Source organism: Anaerobutyricum hallii DSM 3353 (assembly GCF_000173975.1).
GTDB classification, from domain to species: Bacteria; Bacillota; Clostridia; order Lachnospirales; family Lachnospiraceae; genus Anaerobutyricum; species Anaerobutyricum hallii.
In genome coordinates, this window is sequence record NZ_ACEP01000060.1 from 1 (window position 1) to 17,867 (window position 17,867).

A 17,867-nucleotide genomic window follows, 5' to 3' on the forward strand; every position below is an offset into this window, starting at 1 on the left:
TAGGTTGAATATTCGCTAAATGGCTTACATTCAATCCTCCACTAAGGTCACAGATATAGGGGCTCTTCTTTCTTTGGCAGCTGTTTTTTTGGGGCTGGGGATGAAATTGCTATTTTATTGTTTTAATCCCAGATAATTGAGAAGTCCCACATAAATTCCATATGCGAACTGATAAGGTTCATTAATCATTCGCTGATTGTCTTCATAGTTCGTAATATACCCAAGTTCCACGAGAACAGCAGGCATTTTCGTATTTTTTAAGACGTAGAGAGAAGGTCTGGAAAATACACCATTATATTTTGTACTGGTGCGACGCACGATTTCTGTGACAATATTTTGAGCCAGATACCAAGCTGCGGAATCTGTGGAAGAGACGTAAGCTTCTGTTCCATTTATGTCAGGATTTTCGCTGGCATTTGCATGAATACTGATAAAATAATCTGCTGGCCAGTTATTTGCCTGCGTCACACGTTCCCTCAAGCTGCTTGTATTGCTGTATCCTAAGGTGGTCTGTGGCGTAGGGCGTGAGAGGCGGGCCTCAAATCGGTCATCTTCTGATAGAATGTCATAGAGAAAACGTCCCACTTGATAAGTGACATCCTGCTCTCGTATTCCAAAACCTTCTGCTCCTGCATTAATTCCCTCCGGGTTATGTCCCTGATCAATATAAATTTTGATTGCCAAGTGATTTCCTCGTTTTTCTTTTAGTATATTCATAAATTAGATGGAAAATTCCTTTGTAAGAAATTCTACGCTATAAAAACGATAAAATCTGTGATATAGTAAGAGAAATATAAGGTAGGAGTATGTATATGAGTAATCAGGAAGATAGATTTGATTTTTCAGATAGTGAAAATCACGGGAATCAGGGGGAAAGATACAGAAAATCCTCTGAAGACAAGAATGATAATGGCAAGGCAGATGGTATAAACTGGGGAGATAAGATTTTTTCCATGATACAGGAATCTACCGAATCTATGGATTTTGCAGAATTGAGTCATAATATTCAAAAGACAATTGATGTTGCCAGAGAAGAAACAATGAAACAGGTAGATAAGGCCAAGACAGAGGCAGCAAAGCAAATTGAACGTGCGAAAGAAGAAGCCGCCAGACAGGTGGATAAAGCAAAAGAGGAGGCCGCAAAACAGATTGATAAGGCAAGGGGATATCAAAGCAGCCAGGCATATGTGAATGTCGGACATGGAAGAAAGGTCATTGCCGGAAAGCTTAAGAAGAATCCGGGGCTTTACAGTGGACCGGCTGAAATTGCAGTAGGGGCTGCCGGACTTGGCGCTTTTGGTGGCGCAGGCATTGGTCTTGGAGCATTCCTGGGGGCAGTGGCATTTCCCATAGGTGCAGCAATTACATCCGTGGCAGTTATGATTCCATTTACTATTGTCAGTGCATTTTTACTTGGAAGAGGTATTTTTAACAGTAAAAGAGCAAGAAGAATAAGAAAATATGCAAGTATTTGGACAGGAAAGCCCTATGTTATGATAGAGGATCTTGAGAGCAGAGTAGGATGGGATAGGAAGAAAATTTTAAAAGATATTCATTTCCTTACAGATAGAGAATTGATTATCGGAGCGGAACTTGATGCGGGAGAAACGTGTCTTATGCTTACGGATGAGTCAAAGCAGCAATATGCAAGTGCTATGGTTGCAAAAAGACAGCGAGAGCAGGAAGAAGTGAAGGCAAGAGAGGCAGAAGAGGCACTAAAGGCTGCTCCATTTGAGCAAAGAGAAATCCATCGAATAAAAAAAGATGGGCAGGAGTATTTAGAGCAGCTCGCAGAGCTTAAGAAAGAGATTGTGTCTGATGAGATGCGCAGGAAGATTGAGCAGATGGAAACGCTTACCGCCCGTATTTTTGTATGTGCATCGGAGCATCCAGAAAGTATTTCGCAGACGGACAGGCTGTTTAAATATTATTTTCCATCTGTATTAAAACTTCTTAAAGTATATGAAGATGTGGAGAAACAGCCGGTTCAGGGAGAGAATATCAGGAAAACAAAAAAAGAGATAGAAGATTCCTTAGATACGATGAATCAGGCTCTTGAAAAATTATTTGATGAGATGTTTCAGAATGTAGCCATGGATATCTCTTCAGATATTCAGGTATTAGAGGTTATGTTGAAGCAGGATGGTTTGACTGAAGACGGGATACATGCAGACCAGAAAGAGCCGATGTTGAAGTTATAAAATTTTAAGCAGCAGTGTTGGAGAAGAAGTATGTCATGCATTGCATGATGCGCATCTCGCAGCAAGAATGCCGAGGCATTCTTGAAAGAATCTAAAAAAGTAGCAGAGGAAATAGCAAATAAACACTATATAAGGAGAATGAAGATATGGATATTGAAGAATTATTAAAAGAAGGCCCATCCCTTACTTTGACACCAGAAGCGGCACCGGAACTTCCAGCAGAGGAGAAAAAAGCAGAGCCGAAAGTTTATGAAGAAGAACAGTATTTGACAGAAGAAGAAAAGAAACAGGTGGATGCGTTTGTAGAACAGATTCAGCTAGAAGATTCCACATCCATTTTACAGTATGGTGCGGGAACACAGAAAAAGATGTCTGATTTTTCAGAAGGAACACTGGAAAAAGTACGTTCTAAAGATTTGGGAGAAATCGGTGATCTGTTAAATGGGGTTGTCGTGGAACTGAAAGGATTTGATGAGGAAGAAGAAAAAGGTATTGTCGGTTTCTTTAAGAAAAAGGCATCAAAAGCGCAGACATTGAAACTCCGCTATAGTAAAGCGGAGGGAAGCATCGACCAGATCTGTGAGAAGTTAGAGGGACATCAGGTACAGCTTTTAAAGGATAGCGCTATGCTTGATCAGCTTTATGATTTAAATAAAGTATATTTCCGTGAGCTTACAATGTACATTCTTGCGGGAAAGAAAAAGCTTGAGAAAGAAACCAATGAGGTTCTTCCGGCACTTCGAAAAAAAGCGCAGGAAACGGGAAGCCAGGAAGATGTGCAGGAAGTTAATGACAGAGAGGCACTTTGTAATCGTTTTGAAAAGAAGATTCATGATTTGGAGCTTACAAGAATGGTATCTTTACAGATGGCTCCACAGATTCGTATGGTACAGGCTAGTGACATTACAATGTCTGAGAAGATTCAGTCTACTCTTGTAAATACGATTCCTTTATGGAAGAGCCAGATGATTATCGCACTCGGTGTAGAACATTCAAGAGAAGCGGCAGAAGCGCAGAGAAAGGTTACGGATCTTACGAATGACCTTCTTAAGAAAAATGCAGAGAAGTTAAAAACAGCAACTATTGAAACTGCAAAGGAAAGCGAGAGGGGAATTATTGATATGGAAACTCTCGTGGCAACAAATGAGAGCCTTATGAGCACTATTGATGAAGTGATGAAGATTCAGCAGGAAGGCCGGGAAAAGAGAAGAGAAGCCGAGGGCAAGCTGGTAGAACTTGAAGATGAGTTAAAACAAAAACTGCTTTCCCAGAGTAAATAGTGTTTTAATTGTGGCTGAAAGGTCATGATTTGTTTACAGATAAGCAAAAATGTGCTTATATTTTAGAAAAAATCTTATCGTTTTATTGTTGGATATTACGGTTTTATTAAAAAATATTGCAAAAGTCACATTTTGGACACATTCAACAGTTATAATGAGCCTCAGTTAGATAAATGTTCGATTATGAATTTGTGGAGGAATGAAATATGCTGAATAGAATGAAACGTGTGGCAGCCGGTTTACTTACCGCAGTCTTTCTTTTTAATATAGCTCCTGTGTCAGGGGTAAATAATGTAGCACAGGTAGAGGCTGCAAAATTAGTAACAAAAGGTAAAGTAAACTCTAGTATTTTAAACATCCGTACAAGAAAGAGTACGAAAGCAAAGAAGATTACTACTTTAAAAAGAGGAGCAAAAGTAACACTCCTTTCTAACAACTCTAAGTGGGTTGCGGTAAAAGTAAAAGGTAAGGTTGGTTATACACAGGGTAAATATATCACAATCGCTAATGGAGCAACCGCTTCTGCAACTACAATGAGCAAAGGTCAGAGTGTTGTAAACTATGCGAAGAGATTCCTTGGAAATCCTTACAGATGGGGTGGAACAAGCCTTACTCATGGAGCTGACTGCTCAGGATTTGTTATGAGTGTATATAGACATTTTGGTAAGTCACTTCCTCATTCTTCTTATGCACAGAGAAACGTTGGAAGAAGAGTAAGAAGCTTAAGCAAAGCAAAACCTGGTGACATTATTTGTTACAGCGGTCATGTAGCAATTTACATGGGCAACAACAGAGTAATCCATGCTAGTAATCCAAGAGATGGCATCAAGATTACGAAAGGTGCTGCATATCGTTCTATCGTGACAATTCGTAGAATTTTTTAATTAAGTACATAAAAAAGACGAACCCCGAAAGATAAATAATCTTTCGGGGTTTTTGCGATTTGCGTAGCAAAGGAGACGCCGCTATAGAAGATATCTTGTGCCGGATTTTCCTAGATAACTTCAAAAAGAAGTGGCTATTCTAAGCTTGATTTTGTTCCGTTGCGCTAAACGTTCCATTCTGCCTGATAGGACAACCTTGGCTCGAAGGAACCTCCACTGGAGCTTCTTTCGACCTGCTAAGGCATCGAAAACGAGCTCGCAAGGTTACAGTCAGAATTCCACAGCGCAAAGTCGCAAAATTCAAGCTTAGAATAGCCACTTCTTTTTCAATTTTTTCTGAGAAATCCGGCACAAAAACTTTTATGGCGGCTGTTTACTCCAGATTTTACAAAATTGTAACTATAGTTTATATGCCAATTTTTAATATCTCATTTTACGGGAAAGCACAATCTATTGGAGAATCCCCAAATCCTTTAAGATTAATTCTGATTTTGCTTCTACAGCCAAAGACAGCCCCCCGAAAGAGACAATAGCCTATATTTGTGGCCTTAGAGCGAGGATTGAATGTGAGCATGGAAGCGAACATTCAACCCACAGTGATAGAGTCACAAATATAGGCTATTGTCTCTTTCGGGGGGCGTCTACCTTGCCTGCGGCAAATCAGAATTTAATCATAAATGTCGATATAACTCTTCGGATTGTAAAAAGCATCTTCATTACAGCGATAAATCCGTCTCTCCTTATCAAAGGAATCCGGCAATTCTCCTTTGAACAGTCCGTCTCTGAATGGAATTTCCTGAAAGAAAATCGTATCCGGACGGGATTTTCCATTATCGCCTAAGACATAGCGGATACGTTCGATATCGCCGTCAAACCATTTTTCAAGGAGTGGGACAAGCTGTTCTCTAAATACCCGGCAAAGAGAGATAAAGCTGTCTTTGTCAGGGGATTGCAGGAAGAATCCCTCGCCAAGCTGGTAGTCTGCACCTAAAAAGTAGGAGAGACGCATATTGATGGTTGTCATAAGACGCTGCAGGGAGATTCCTTCTACGCGCATACCATGTAGGATTTCCGGTTCTGGAGATACGGGACGGATGAAGAAATCGTGGTCAATTGCTCCTAAAATAGTGTCTTCACAGACGATGGAATCGCAGGTAGCAACGATGTAAAGGTTCGAAGGCAACCGAAACTTTTCTTTAGAAAAAGGAAGCGTTATGGCTGTTTCGCTACTGGTGCCTTCACGGCGGTTCTCGCGTAAAAGAACGGCAGTTTCTCTGAAAAGGTGCATCCAGTTTAAATCGACTTCTTCCATCATAACAACATAGCGCCCGTCGGCGCATTTATTGGCAAATTGTTTGAAAATGCCATCCTCGATGAATGGACCGCGTTTTCTCTCGATAAAACCGTCGTAGCCGTCACTGTTGATGTCAGGGTAAGAGATATGAAGGATTCGTCCTTCATCAACATACTGCTGGTAATGCTCTAATACATCAGGTACGGGTTCAATATTCATCATATTGGAGTCCTTACCCTCAATAATACCGACAGCAGTCATAATTGCCTGATGGAACTTTCCTGTCTTTACCGGACCTTTGATTAGGGTGTTTTTTGGATAGAGGCGGAAGTTCTGCTCTTTACGGTCTGGATGGGTGGAAGCGATGGCATTGTCAGGATAAGGCCATACGGAATCCGGGGTAATGGAAACATTTGCTGTAACAGGAGTGCCGCTGCCTGCTCCTGTGGCAGCCCCGACCGCTGCGGCTGAAGAGGCAGCATCAGAAGCAAAAGAGCTATTGCCGGAGAAGCCAGCAGAGGCTGAATTCATCGAACCAGAGCCGGAAGTTCGGTTACTGCCAGCAGAAGAACCTGCTCCGGTAATAGAAGTGTTTCTGCCAGAATAGTTTCCGGTTTTTCTTGCTGGGATTTCTTCGTCATCCCCCTCTAAAGCTGCTTTATTTACAAAAGAAGAAAATTCTTCATCGCCAGCAGAGGTGCTGTCTGCAGAGATGTTTGAAGCTGTTTCATTTTCATAAGTTCTCTCATCAGAGGCTGGTGTTGTTCCATAACCTTGAATGGCTTTTGTGATAAAATCAGTGGACGCTGGTGTGCCGCCCTCTTTATAAATAATCTGTGGGCCTTGTACATCAGCAGCAGGACGGTAAGTTAATTTAGAGCCGAGTGCTGCCGCCAGAGGATTGGTGACAGAGTCAGTTCCTGTTTCACTGCTATCTCCAGTTTCAGTTCCAATTTCAACGTTTCCGTCATCTTCTATCGCAGGATAATAGTTCTGGCAAATATCTGTATAATAGGAAGCAAAGATTTCTAAAGAAGTAGAAAACAGTCCTACGATATCTTCTTCTGACATTGTTTTAAAGTCATCATAATGATAGAGGACAAATGCCTTTATTTTATCACCGGATGGAGATAAGTCAGAACTTTCAGAAGGCACGAGAGTCACCTGAAATGGTGCTGCCGTCATCAGGGTGAGCATATTGCATTTGTCGTGAATATCGAGCATGACTTCCTCGTCAGAAACGCAAGGAAGGTTCAGAGAAACTTCGATATTTAATTTATCCTCATCTAATACGGTGCGGATACCGATGAAAGCGTTATGTCCGGCATAGGACGGGATATACAAAATGTCCTGAAGAACGCCGGTAACAGTGCTGGATTCTGGGACATACCAGTCTCCTTTTGCGGCATAAGTAAAGTTCGGATATTCTTTTAAAAGTGCCTCACTTATTTTGTGAAATGTTTCGGAAGCATCTTCGCCATCGGCACGGAGGGAAAGTGCCTTATCGGAAGTATCATCCAGAGAAAATGGAGTGCCGCCCTGTCTTGATAAATAGGCTGCCATGCGGACGAATCCATTGGCATTTGTAAGTTCCACATAAGATTCATCGACAAGGTGCGCATACTCATGCTCAATAAAGTCGGTAAGTTTAGAAAGCTTCATGTAACCGAGAATAGAGTAGACATATGCATCATAATCCACTTCTTCCGGGTCTGGGCGCTCTCGTTCTCCCTCAAATTCCCCAGGAAAAGATACACGATAATATTTGTAAATATCTCTTAAATAATTAAAACGGTGACCACGCTCATCAGCGTTACAGATCTGTGTGATGGTGTTAGCATTAACATCCTGCCCATATACTTTCTGGGAGCGGGTCTGCACCTCATATTGCATTAGGAGAATATCATCAGAACTGATTCCCGGGTTGCAGTAATATTTTTCGTAAAGAAGGACAGCGGCGGCAATCCATACGGCATCTTCCTGGCTGTAACGAGTCTGGAGGCTTCGTTCCACATCACTCATAAAAGCATAATAGGATTCTTCTAATTCAGGATATAATGTACCGATTGCTTCTGTCAGTTCTGGATGCATTTTTAATTCGAGTGTTTTTGCATCGGTATTTTTTCCCCAGAAGAAAAGATACCACCAGTATTCATTACCCTCGTAATCAACTTCCGGGTTCATGCTGTTTGCCTCGCCAAGAAGCTGACCGGCAGAATTTAACTGCGATAAAATGTCTTCCTGTGTGCGTCCGCTCTCAAAAGAAAGCTGAAGAAGTGTTGCAGCATGGTTAAAGGAAGAATAAATCTGTTTGAGCAGGGAGATATTTTTTTCGTCAAGCTGGCCGGAATTTAAAATATTTGTCCACTGTTCTGTTGTGTAGCGGCTTTTGGACTGGTAATCCGCCTCATACTCATAATCACGCTGTCTTTGTTTGTCCGTAATCATAGTTGTTGTCCTTTCTTATCTTATTTTCTATAGAAAATGTAATAATTAAAATAATTAGCTTGAACCCTTATAAAAAGAAGATCCGAATAAATCCCTCTGGAAATTATTCGGATCTAGAGCGTGTTTGAAAAATGCTTTCTGTAAGATGTACGTTACAATTTGTGGGAGATTTAGCCTGAATGAGGGCGGCGTAGCGGGCTACATCAACTGAATGAAGGCAAAATCTCCCGCAAATTGGGGCGTGCAGATTGCGGGAATGATTTTTCAAACACGCTCTAGAGGTGGCAAATAGCTTACATCTCTGCTGGCTTCGCTTCAGAAGTGTGCCGTTCAATCTTTAAATAAACAATTTCCACCCGGTTTTTATCCATTTTTTTTATCGAATAGAGGTAATTGCCTTCCTTTACTGTTTCACCTTCTTTTGGAAGATGGTCGAGAAGCTCAATCATATGTCCGCCGATTGAATCATAGTCTTCGGATTCAATTTCTGTACCAAGGACATCATTTAGATCGTCAAGCTTGGTGCTTCCCTCTATCTCATATTCATCGGTGCCGATACAACGAATCGCATCTGTTTCGGACTCGTCAAATTCATCTTTGATATCACCGACGATCTCTTCAATAAGATCCTCTAAAGTAACAAGTCCTGCGGTAGAACCGTACTCGTCAAGAACGATGGCAAAACTGATAGAGTTATTGCGCATCTCCTCCATTAAAGTGGAGGTTTTCTGATATTCATAAGTAAAAAATGGTTCTCTCAGTACCTTGTATATGTCAAATGCTTCATTGCGGTGTGTCTCCCGGTAAAAGAATAAATCCTTTAAATTAAGAATCCCGATAACATTGTCCTTACTCTCCTCGTAAACAGGGAGTCTTGAGTACTGTTCTTCTAAGAAAATCTCGACCAGCTCATCATAGGACATATCAACGGAAGCAAAAGAGACATCAATACGTGGAAGCATAATGTCCTTTGCGACAGAATCACCGAAATCGAATACATTATTTATAAGCTCTTTTTCTTCTTTTTCAATTACGCCGCTCTCCTGACTGACATCAACAATCGTTCGAAGCTCTAATTCTGTTATAGCCTGTCCGCTTCCTGGTTTAATCCCGAATAAACGGCATAAAAGACCACTGAAAAGATTCACTACATAGATGACAGGAGTAAGTACGGTTGTAATCGTATAAATTATTCCAGAATACAGAAGAGCCATGCTCTCGTTCTTCATAGTAGCGATTGTTTTTGGGGTAATCTCACCAAAAATTAAGATAAGAAGAGTAAGAATACCTGTTGCAAGACCAACAAAAGTGCTGGTGTTCTTTCCAAGACCTGCCTGTGATGCAAGGCTCATTGCCAATGTGGTGGTCAGAGAAGAAGCCGAAAGGTTTACAATGTTGTTACCGATTAATATGGCACTTAACATCTTTTCTGGCTTCTCTATCAGAGCAAGCACTCTGGCGGCTTTTTTATTGCCCTGATTTGCAAGGGCACGCATCCGGTGCTTATTTACCGTAGTAAGGGCTGTCTCTGCGGAAGAAAAGAAAGCAGAAAGCAGTAACAATATTAACAGAATCACAATTTGGCGTATGGAACTGGGGTCCAAAACATCATCTCCTTTTAAAAAAAATATATTTGTATTATTATATTTTATAAAGGTTGTATTGTCAATCATGGTGTAAAAATATGTTTGTGTTTTATGCGGTTTTCTTTTATAATTAGAGACAGGTAATAATGAAGAAGGGAGAGGGAATATATTGAAGCAATATCTTTTATTTGATCTGGATGGGACATTGACCGATCCGATGGTGGGCATTACCTCCTCCGTTCAGTATGCTCTGGAAAAGTTCGGGATTCATGTAAAGTACTTAAAAGATCTGATTCCATTTATAGGGCCGCCGCTTGATGATTCTTTTCAGGAGTTTTATGGACTTTCTAAAGAAGATGCCGGGAAGGCAGTGGAATATTACAGAGAGTATTTTGCACCAAAGGGAATCTTTGAGAATGAGGTATATCCGGGAATTCCAGAAATGTTAAGTCGGCTTGTAGAAGCGGGATTTACATTAATTGTAGCTACTTCAAAGCCAGCTGTATTTGCAAAGCAGATATTAGAACATTTTGGCCTTAGCGATTATTTTTCCTTTGTCGGGGGAAGCGAATTAGACGGCACACGAAAAAGAAAGGCAGAAGTCATTGGTTACATATTAGAGACCTGTGAGATTAAGCCCCAAGATGCCATCATGATTGGGGACAGAAAGCATGATATTGAGGGGGCAAAGCTTTGTGGCTTAGAATCTGTCGGTGTACTTTACGGTTACGGGTCAGAGGAAGAATTATCAAAAGCCGGAGCAGATCATATCATAAAAGATGTGAAGTTGTTAGAAGAATATCTTAGAAAACAGGGAGAAAACCCGGATAATCTTACCTGGTATGACCGTTTAAAAGGACGGACAGGAGGAGAAGGAAAGGAAACAAAAATGATTCGATTTGGAATGATTGGAACAGGGAAGATTGCACAGAAGTTCTGGCAGGCAAACCGCTATGGAAAAGATTTTGAACTTACAGCGGTGTATTCAAGAACATTAGAGAGAGCGAGAGAGTTTGGTTTTCAGAAAGGCAGGCTGCAATATTTTGATGATTTAGAGGCATTTGCAAACAGTGACTGTATTGATGCGGTTTATGTGGCAAGCCCGAACTGCTGTCATCACGACCAGGTTATGACATTGCTAAAAGCAGGCAAGCATGTTTTGTGTGAGAAACCGATGGCTTCGAATTTAAAAGAAGCGGAGGAAATGTTTTCGGAAGCTGAGAAGCAGAATCTGATACTTTTAGAGGGAATGCGTTCTATTTATGCGCCAAGCTTTGAGAAGATGCTTCCGTATATGGAATCGCTTGGTAAGATTCGAAGAGCAACCTTACAGTATTGTCAGTATTCTTCCCGTTATGATAATTATAAGAGAGGAATTATTGAGAATGCATTTAAACCGGAATTATCAAATGGAGCATTAATGGATATCGGTGTGTATGTGGTGGCCTGCATGATTCGGCTTTTCGGTGCACCAGTTTCCATCAAGGCATCAGGAATCAAGCTTTCCAATGGTGTGGATGGGGCAGGAACAATTCTTATGGAATATCCGGATATGATTGGAGAGGCCATTTATTCTAAGATTACAGATTCAGCGATGCCAAGTCAGATTCAGGGAGAAGATGCTTCCATGCTTGTGCAGGAAATTGAGAATATCAAAGATTTACGCATCGTGAGAAAAGGAGTGGTACAGTCCATTCATTTTGAACAGTCTGATAATATTTTAAATTATGAGACACAGGAATTTATTAAAATGATAAAAACGGGCATGGGATGGGAGAAATCACGAGAGATTACTTTAGAGACCATGAAAGTTTTAGATGAGGCGAGAAGACAGCTTCATATCGTATTTCCAGCGGATGAGAAATCACAGGAAAAGAAAAAACAAAAAAAGACCGCAAAAGAGGAGGAGTAAAGTCATGGCAGGTCAGACAGAATTTTTACAGGCAATTCAGGAATTAGAACGTCTTGGAGAGACAAACGGCAATCAGTTATCTATGGAAGAAATCAATTCTTATTTTTCTGACATGAAGTTAGAGGAAAAACAGCTTGATTTTATATGTAATTATTTTGAATCCCACCACATTTATATTACGAATCGTGTGCAAAGATTTGAGGAAGAAATCGGGGACGAGGAGATTCCGAATAAAGAAGATCCGATGGATGCAGAGATTGTAGCTTTTTACTTAAAAGAGATGGAAAAAGCGAATTCATTATCTGGGGAACAGGAAAGAGTAATTGCAAGAAAGCTTGTCAGCGGTGATGATACGGCAAGAAACCTGCTGATTGAAGCGAATCTTTCCCGCGCAGTAGAGATTGCCAAAGAATACGAGGGAAGGGGACTTCTCTTAAGTGACTTAATTCAGGAGGGCAATATTGGGCTGATGGTTGCTGTGAATGAATTTGAGCCGGATATCGATAAAGATTTCCATGCATTTTCTGAGAAAATGATTCGCAAACATTTAGAGGAGACATTAGAAGAATATAATTCTTCCACTCGTTCCGCAGTAAAGATGGCAAACCGTGTGAATGAAATGAATGATATTGCGACGGCATTTGCAAAAGAGTATGAAAGAGAGGCAAAACCGTCAGAAATCGCAGAACGTATGGGAATTACGGAGGAAGAAGTAAGAGAGCTTATGAAAGTATCTCTTGATGCAATTGCGGTTTTGAATCAGGATAAGTAGGCTCACAATTATTTGGAATTGTGTAGAATTTTCAAAATAAATTTGTATCTATTCAAAAACGTGTAGAATGACAGAATAAGTATGTCATGCATTGCATGACGCGCATCTCGTAGCAAGAATACCGGGGCATTCTTGAACTATTCAGAATCCTGCAGATTTTCGATAAACATGCGAATTCGTTCTGAATAGTTACAAAATTGTATAATAATTTTGAATTGTCAACATATAATGTAACTAACAGGAACAAAATTGTTTTAGATAAAGAGGAAAAAGATGAGATATGAAGAAGAACTGATTGATGAGGTCAGAGAAAAAAATGATATAGTCGATGTGATTTCCTCTTATGTTTCGTTAAAAAAGCGAGGTTCGAACTATGTAGGGCTTTGCCCGTTCCACAATGAAAAGAGCCCATCATTTTCTGTCAGCCGGGACAAGCAAATGTATTATTGCTTTGGCTGCGGACAGGGCGGAAATGTCTATACATTTCTTATGGAATATAACCGGCTCTCCTTTGTGGAGGCATTGCAAAATCTGGCACAGAGGGCCGGAGTAGAACTTCCAGAAAGGGAACAGACGGCAGAGGAAAGACAGCAGGCGGATGCCAGAGTGACACTTAGAGATATGAATAAGGAAGCGGCAATATATTTCCATTATCTTTTAAAGAGTGAGAGAGGAACACAGGCGCTTTCTTATCTTAAGAATCGTGGGCTGAGCGATGAAACGATTAATCATTTCGGACTTGGATATGCAGACATTTACCGGGATGATTTATATCAGTATTTAAGGTCAAAGGGATTTACGGATTACCAGATGAAGGAATCCTCTCTTGTAAATATTGATACAGTAAAGGGAAATTATGATAAGTTTTTTAACCGTGTTATTTTCCCGATTATGGATATGAACCAGAGAGTAATCGGTTTTGGCGGCCGTGTGATGGGAGATGGAGAACCAAAGTATCTAAATTCCAGAGAGACTATTTTGTTTGATAAGGGAAGAAATCTATATGGATTAAATTATGCAAAGAGATCGCGAAGTAATGCGATTATTTTGTGTGAGGGCTACATGGATGTCATCTCGTTACATCAGGCAGGATTCACCAATGCAGTTGCTCCGCTGGGAACGGCATTTACACCGAATCAGGCGATGCTTTTAAAGCGGTACACGAATGAAGTTATTTTGTCGTTTGACAGTGACGGAGCTGGAATAAAGGCGGCACTTCGGGCCCTGCCAATTTTGCGGCAGAATGGTCTGAGGGGCCGGGTGTTATCCATGAAGCCATATAAAGATCCGGACGAGCTGATTAAGGCAGAGGGAGCAGAAAGCTACCAGAAGAGGATTGATGAAGCAGAATCTGGAAGAATGTTTGAGTTGCTTGTCCTTTATGGACAGTATAATCAGCAGGACCCGGAAAGCCGGACAGAGTTTCTTCATGAAGTGGCGAAAAAGTTAGCACAGATTGAGGAACCGTTAGAACGGCAGACCTATCTTACATCAGCGGCTAACCGTTTTATGATAAGGAAGAATGACCTTGAAAACCTTGTGAACCGTTATGGATTAGGCTATCAGTATGAGCAGGTGAATGAGCAGTATAAGACGGCACCGGAAACAGAAGAGCGGCGGCAGGAAAAGAAAAAAATACGAAAAACCAGCCACAGAGACTTCTTCTTACCTGGCTTGTGGAACATCCTGATATGTATCAATATATCCGGCCGTATATCGGGGCAGATGACTTCATTGAGCCGCTGTACCATTCGGTGGCGATTATGCTTTTTGAACAATTAGATAAAGAAGAGAAAATAAATCCGGCAGCAATTTTAAGTCGATTTACCGATGCAGAAGAACAAAAAGAAATTGCGGCAATCTTTAATACACATTTAAAATACGGACTTTCCTCCGAAGATGAAGATAAAGCGCTTTCAGATGTAGTGCGCAAAGTGAAACTTGCAAGCATTGAGGATGAGATGGTTCATACCAGTGATATTATGCGCTGGCAGGAACTTTTATCCCTGAAAAATAAAATGCAGAAATTTAGTATAAACCGAGTATAAAGCTGGTAAAACTAAGAGCAGGAATAATGTACGCTGGGATTTGCTATATTTTGTATAATCAAAAAAGCAGACCCCTGGAGTATGTAAGATTTGGAGGGTGTATTTTGGGCAGGAAAGAACAGATTTTTGGCAGCCAGATGAATTGTCTGCTTGAGAGAGCAAAGAAGCAGAAGAACGTGGTAGAACTTCAGGAGATAAGAGATGTCTTTCAGAACAGTCCTCTGACGCAGGCACAGCTTGAGCGTATTATTGCTTATCTGGAAGAGCAAAAAATCGATGTACTGACTATGCCCGATATTAATGCGGATGATATAGAAGATGATGTGGGAGAAATCGATTCTTTAAACGATATGGATGTTTTTCAAAAGCCAGATAGGATTGGAAATGTACAGGTAACTGCAGAAATTGAAAAAGGCTATGAAAAAACAGCAGAAGAATCGGAGAACTCATTTACAGAAAGAGGTAATGCCGAAGATCCTGTTCGTATGTATTTAAAAGAAATAGGCAGGATTCCATTATTAAGTTCTGAAGAAGAGATAGAGCTGGCCAAACGTATGGAGGAGGGAGATGAGGAGGCAAAAAAGAAGCTTTCTGAAGCCAATCTTCGACTTACGGTAAGTATTGCCAAGCGGTATTCCGGCAGGGGGATGCAGTTTCTTGATTTGATTCAGGAAGGCAATCTTGGACTGATCAAAGCGGTAGAAAAGTTTGACTACAGAAAAGGGTATAAATTTTCTACCTATGCTACCTGGTGGATTCGTCAATCTATTACCCGCGCGATTGCTGATCAGGCAAGAACCATACGGATTCCAGTCCATATGGTAGAAACTATGAACCGGGTGAATCGTACAAGCAGAAGACTGTTGCAGGAATACGGCAGAGAGCCGACTCCAGAAGAAATAGCGGAGGCAATGAACCTGCCTGTGGAGCGTGTGCTTGAGATTTCGAAAATATCACAGGAACCTGTTTCCTTAGAAACCCCAATTGGCGAGGAAGAGGACAGCCATCTTGGAGACTTTATTCAGGATGAGCACATTCCTGTTCCTGCTGATGAGGCAGCGCATACATTACTCCGAGAACAGCTTGAAAAGGTGATGGATACTTTATCCGAGAGAGAGCAGAAAGTACTTGCACTCCGTTTTGGCTTAGAGGACGGCAAACCGCATACACTTGAGGAAGTCGGACGAGAATTTCAGGTAACCAGAGAACGCATTCGTCAGATAGAAGCGAAGGCCTTGAGAAAGCTTCGGCATCCGACAAGAAGCAGGAAACTAAGAGATTTTTTGGAAGAGTAATCTTTGGAGAAATGACATTTAGAAGAATGATATAGGAAGAGAATAATAAAAAATAGCAGACCAAGTGATGGTTCTCCAATAGAAGCATTTGTTCGTATATATCAGATGTGAGATGACTCCCATATCTGTAGGCAGCGAGCAACAAATCAGTATCAGTGGGGAGAGAAATTTTTTGGGGTGCTATTTTTTATGAGTCGTATTTTCGCCGGTACATAGTATAATTTAGGAGGAATTACAGAAGTAAATGGAACTTTCAATACGATTAAAAACAGTGGCAGAAGCAGTAACAAAGGGAAATCGTGTGGCAGATGTTGGAACTGACCATGGATATGTCCCGATTTATCTGGTGAAAAATAATCTTTCACCAGCCGGTATTGCAATGGATGTGAATAAAGGCCCACTCGAAAAAGCACAGGAACATATCAGGGAAGAAAAACTTGGCGGGAAAATAGCTACCCGTCTTGGAAATGGACTTGCACCATTAGAGCCAGGAGAAACAGATACCGTAATCATCGCAGGCATGGGCGGAGATTTAATCTGTAAAATATTAAAAGCCAAACCAGAATTTTTAATAGAGGGAAAAGAGTTTATTTTGCAGCCACAATCCGAATGGTTCAAGATCCGCCGGCTCTTAAAAGAATATCGCTATCAGATTGAAAAAGAATGGTTCTTAAAAGAAGATGGTAAATACTATGTAATCATTAAAGCGGAACCAGCGTGGACACAGCCACAACGACTGAAACACCAGCAGCCTTCCATTCACGAATATATAAAAGAAATATCAGACACACAAGTGAATCAGGCAGTTTCAGAGAAAGATATGGAAAGTATTTATGAACAGTATGGAAAATATCTGATTGAAACGAAAAATCCAGTATTAAAAGAATACCTCGAAAAAGAAATCACCAAAAAAGAAAGTATAGCAGCAGAGCTGAAACAGTCCATAAAAGAGATAGAATCAGAAGAACTTTCAGGAAAAGAGAGGGGAAATATTGCGAAAAGACAGCGAAGATATCAGGAAATCCAAAAAGAGATAAGGGATATGAGAAAAGCGATTGGATAAAGGAGAAATATGTTAGCAGATTACCATGTACATACAGAATTCAGCAATGACTCCATTTACCCGATGGAGGAAGTAGTAAAAGATGCCATCTCATTAGGTATCAAGGATATATGTTTTACCGACCATGTAGACTATGGTCCATACCGCGACTGGGATGATCCAAGAGGAATCCAGTATCGTCCAGGAGATGAAGGGGAGCCAGAGCAAGTTGCCCTTACCAATGTAGATTATAAAAAATATTTTTCTATGATAGAGAAAATGCGTGAAAAATATAGAGAGAAAATTGCAATAAAAGCAGGATTAGAGTTTGGGGTGCAGACACATACTATTCCAGAGTATGAGAAGTTATTTCGCAGTTATCCATTTGACTTCATCATTTTGTCCATTCATCAGGCAGGAGACCAGGAATTTTGGACAAATGAATATCAAAGTGGACGCACACAGCAGGAGTACAACGAGGGCTACTATAAAGAATTACTTTCCGTTGTACAGAATTATCACAACTATAGTGTGTTAGGACATATGGATTTGATTGTGCGTTATGATAGTTACGGTGTGTATCCGTTTGAAAAATTAAAACCACTTCTCACAGAGATTTTAAAGACGGTTATTGCAGATGGAAAAGGAATTGAAGTAAATACTTCAAATCATAGATATGGCCTTTCGGATATGACACCATCAAGAGATATATTAAAGCTTTATAAAGAACTTGGCGGTACAATTATTACAATCGGAAGTGACAGTCATAAGAAGGAGCATCTTGGGGCGTATATTGATTGGGCGAAGGAGGAACTTCGCAAACTGGGGTATACACAGTTTTGTACATTTGAGAAGATGCAACCGATATTTCATGAGCTTTAAATAGGAATTTGCCAGTGAAATAATAATTGCCGTAGGCAAGAAGACGCACCCAAAGAGAGCAGGTAGCCTATATTTGTGACTCTATCACTGCGGGTTGAATGTTCGCCTCCGGGCTCGCATTCAATCCTCGTTCTAAGGCCACAAATATAGGCTACCTGCTCTCTTTGGGTGCTGTGTTTTTGCTGGAGATGGAATTACTATTTCATGTTGGAGTGATTTGGGG

General features: G+C 40.7%; 13 protein-coding genes and 3 pseudogenes. 12 read left to right on the plus strand and 4 right to left on the minus strand.

What is annotated here, in order from left to right:
* Positions 1-114: 114 nt before the first annotated feature.
* Positions 115-684, minus strand: a complete 570-nt coding sequence (locus EUBHAL_RS05330) for an N-acetylmuramoyl-L-alanine amidase family protein (RefSeq protein WP_044922129.1) — start codon at positions 682-684, stop codon at positions 115-117.
* A gap of 128 nt (positions 685-812) precedes the next feature.
* Here EUBHAL_RS05330 and EUBHAL_RS14720 point away from each other — a divergent pair, with 128 nt between their 5' ends.
* The 3 genes from EUBHAL_RS14720 (at position 813) to EUBHAL_RS16475 (ending at position 4,365) form a co-directional block, all read left to right on the plus strand.
* Complete coding sequence (locus EUBHAL_RS14720) at positions 813-2,201, plus strand: 5-bromo-4-chloroindolyl phosphate hydrolysis family protein (RefSeq protein WP_049940631.1); 1,389 nt, start codon at positions 813-815, stop codon at positions 2,199-2,201.
* A gap of 146 nt (positions 2,202-2,347) precedes the next feature.
* Positions 2,348-3,481, plus strand: coding sequence for a toxic anion resistance protein (locus tag EUBHAL_RS05345; RefSeq protein ID WP_005346026.1), 1,134 nt, complete (start codon positions 2,348-2,350; stop codon positions 3,479-3,481).
* 206 nt (positions 3,482-3,687) lie between these two features.
* Positions 3,688-4,365, plus strand: coding sequence for a C40 family peptidase (locus EUBHAL_RS16475; protein WP_005346029.1), 678 nt, complete (start codon positions 3,688-3,690; stop codon positions 4,363-4,365).
* A 667-nt stretch (positions 4,366-5,032) separates the two neighbouring features.
* Here the strand turns inward: EUBHAL_RS16475 and EUBHAL_RS05355 are convergent.
* The gene (locus tag EUBHAL_RS05355) at positions 5,033-8,107 is read right to left on the minus strand and encodes a 5-methylcytosine-specific restriction endonuclease subunit McrB (RefSeq protein WP_005346030.1); all 3,075 of its coding nucleotides are present in this window, start codon (positions 8,105-8,107) and stop codon (positions 5,033-5,035) included.
* A gap of 103 nt (positions 8,108-8,210) precedes the next feature.
* Positions 8,211-8,315, minus strand: a pseudogene (locus EUBHAL_RS16740) (DUF6783 domain-containing protein); the annotation flags it as partial.
* Here EUBHAL_RS16740 and EUBHAL_RS16745 point away from each other — a divergent pair.
* Positions 8,283-8,399 (plus strand): annotated as a pseudogene (locus EUBHAL_RS16745) (DUF6783 domain-containing protein). The pseudogenes EUBHAL_RS16740 and EUBHAL_RS16745 sit on opposite strands and share 33 nt — an antisense overlap.
* Before the next feature lies 1 nt (position 8,400).
* On the opposite strand, the gene EUBHAL_RS05360 reads toward EUBHAL_RS16745, so the two are convergent.
* Entirely contained in the window at positions 8,401-9,711 is a 1,311-nt protein-coding gene (locus tag EUBHAL_RS05360; RefSeq protein WP_044922134.1) for an HlyC/CorC family transporter, read from the minus strand.
* A gap of 151 nt (positions 9,712-9,862) precedes the next feature.
* On the opposite strand from EUBHAL_RS05360, the pseudogene EUBHAL_RS17195 reads away from it, so the two are divergent.
* From EUBHAL_RS17195 to EUBHAL_RS05390, 8 genes and pseudogenes are all read left to right on the plus strand, one after another.
* Positions 9,863-10,498 (plus strand): annotated as a pseudogene (locus EUBHAL_RS17195) (HAD family hydrolase); the annotation flags it as partial.
* A 99-nt stretch (positions 10,499-10,597) separates the two neighbouring features.
* On the plus strand, positions 10,598-11,605 hold the full coding sequence (locus EUBHAL_RS17200) for a Gfo/Idh/MocA family protein (RefSeq protein WP_242648746.1): 1,008 nt from the start codon (positions 10,598-10,600) through the stop codon (positions 11,603-11,605).
* A 4-nt stretch (positions 11,606-11,609) separates the two neighbouring features.
* Positions 11,610-12,377, plus strand: coding sequence for a sigma-70 family RNA polymerase sigma factor (locus EUBHAL_RS05370; protein ID WP_044922137.1), 768 nt, complete (start codon positions 11,610-11,612; stop codon positions 12,375-12,377).
* A gap of 273 nt (positions 12,378-12,650) precedes the next feature.
* Complete coding sequence (dnaG, locus tag EUBHAL_RS05375; protein ID WP_005346039.1) at positions 12,651-14,159, plus strand: DNA primase; 1,509 nt, start codon at positions 12,651-12,653, stop codon at positions 14,157-14,159.
* A complete protein-coding gene (locus tag EUBHAL_RS16140) occupies positions 14,141-14,425 on the plus strand; it encodes a hypothetical protein (RefSeq protein ID WP_005346041.1) in 285 nt (94 codons plus the stop codon). The genes dnaG and EUBHAL_RS16140 overlap by 19 nt, the downstream gene beginning before the upstream one ends.
* A 137-nt stretch (positions 14,426-14,562) precedes the next feature.
* The gene (rpoD, locus tag EUBHAL_RS05380) at positions 14,563-15,720 is read left to right on the plus strand and encodes an RNA polymerase sigma factor RpoD (protein ID WP_044922148.1); all 1,158 of its coding nucleotides are present in this window, start codon (positions 14,563-14,565) and stop codon (positions 15,718-15,720) included.
* A gap of 244 nt (positions 15,721-15,964) precedes the next feature.
* Positions 15,965-16,783: a tRNA (adenine(22)-N(1))-methyltransferase gene (locus EUBHAL_RS05385; protein WP_005346045.1), complete on the plus strand. Its 819-nt coding sequence runs from the start codon at positions 15,965-15,967 to the stop codon at positions 16,781-16,783.
* A gap of 9 nt (positions 16,784-16,792) precedes the next feature.
* A complete protein-coding gene (locus tag EUBHAL_RS05390; RefSeq protein WP_005346048.1) occupies positions 16,793-17,644 on the plus strand; it encodes a histidinol-phosphatase HisJ family protein in 852 nt (283 codons plus the stop codon).
* The last annotated feature ends 223 nt before the right edge of the window (positions 17,645-17,867 follow it).

What these genes read in the sequence shown, in the direction of transcription:
- EUBHAL_RS14720 (WP_049940631.1), top strand. Translation starts at nt 813, where the DNA reads ATGAGTAATCAGGAAGATAGATTTGATTTTTCAGATAGTGAAAATCAC.
- EUBHAL_RS05345 (WP_005346026.1), top strand. Translation starts at nt 2,348, where the DNA reads ATGGATATTGAAGAATTATTAAAAGAAGGCCCATCCCTTACTTTGACA.
- EUBHAL_RS16475 (WP_005346029.1), top strand. Translation starts at nt 3,688, where the DNA reads ATGCTGAATAGAATGAAACGTGTGGCAGCCGGTTTACTTACCGCAGTC.
- EUBHAL_RS05355 (WP_005346030.1), bottom strand. Translation starts at nt 8,107, where the DNA reads ATGATTACGGACAAACAAAGACAGCGTGATTATGAGTATGAGGCGGAT.
- EUBHAL_RS17200 (WP_242648746.1), top strand. Translation starts at nt 10,598, where the DNA reads ATGATTGGAACAGGGAAGATTGCACAGAAGTTCTGGCAGGCAAACCGC.
- EUBHAL_RS05370 (WP_044922137.1), top strand. Translation starts at nt 11,610, where the DNA reads ATGGCAGGTCAGACAGAATTTTTACAGGCAATTCAGGAATTAGAACGT.
- dnaG (WP_005346039.1), top strand. Translation starts at nt 12,651, where the DNA reads ATGAGATATGAAGAAGAACTGATTGATGAGGTCAGAGAAAAAAATGAT.
- EUBHAL_RS16140 (WP_005346041.1), top strand. Translation starts at nt 14,141, where the DNA reads ATGCTTTTTGAACAATTAGATAAAGAAGAGAAAATAAATCCGGCAGCA.
- rpoD (WP_044922148.1), top strand. Translation starts at nt 14,563, where the DNA reads ATGAATTGTCTGCTTGAGAGAGCAAAGAAGCAGAAGAACGTGGTAGAA.
- EUBHAL_RS05385 (WP_005346045.1), top strand. Translation starts at nt 15,965, where the DNA reads ATGGAACTTTCAATACGATTAAAAACAGTGGCAGAAGCAGTAACAAAG.
- EUBHAL_RS05390 (WP_005346048.1), top strand. Translation starts at nt 16,793, where the DNA reads ATGTTAGCAGATTACCATGTACATACAGAATTCAGCAATGACTCCATT.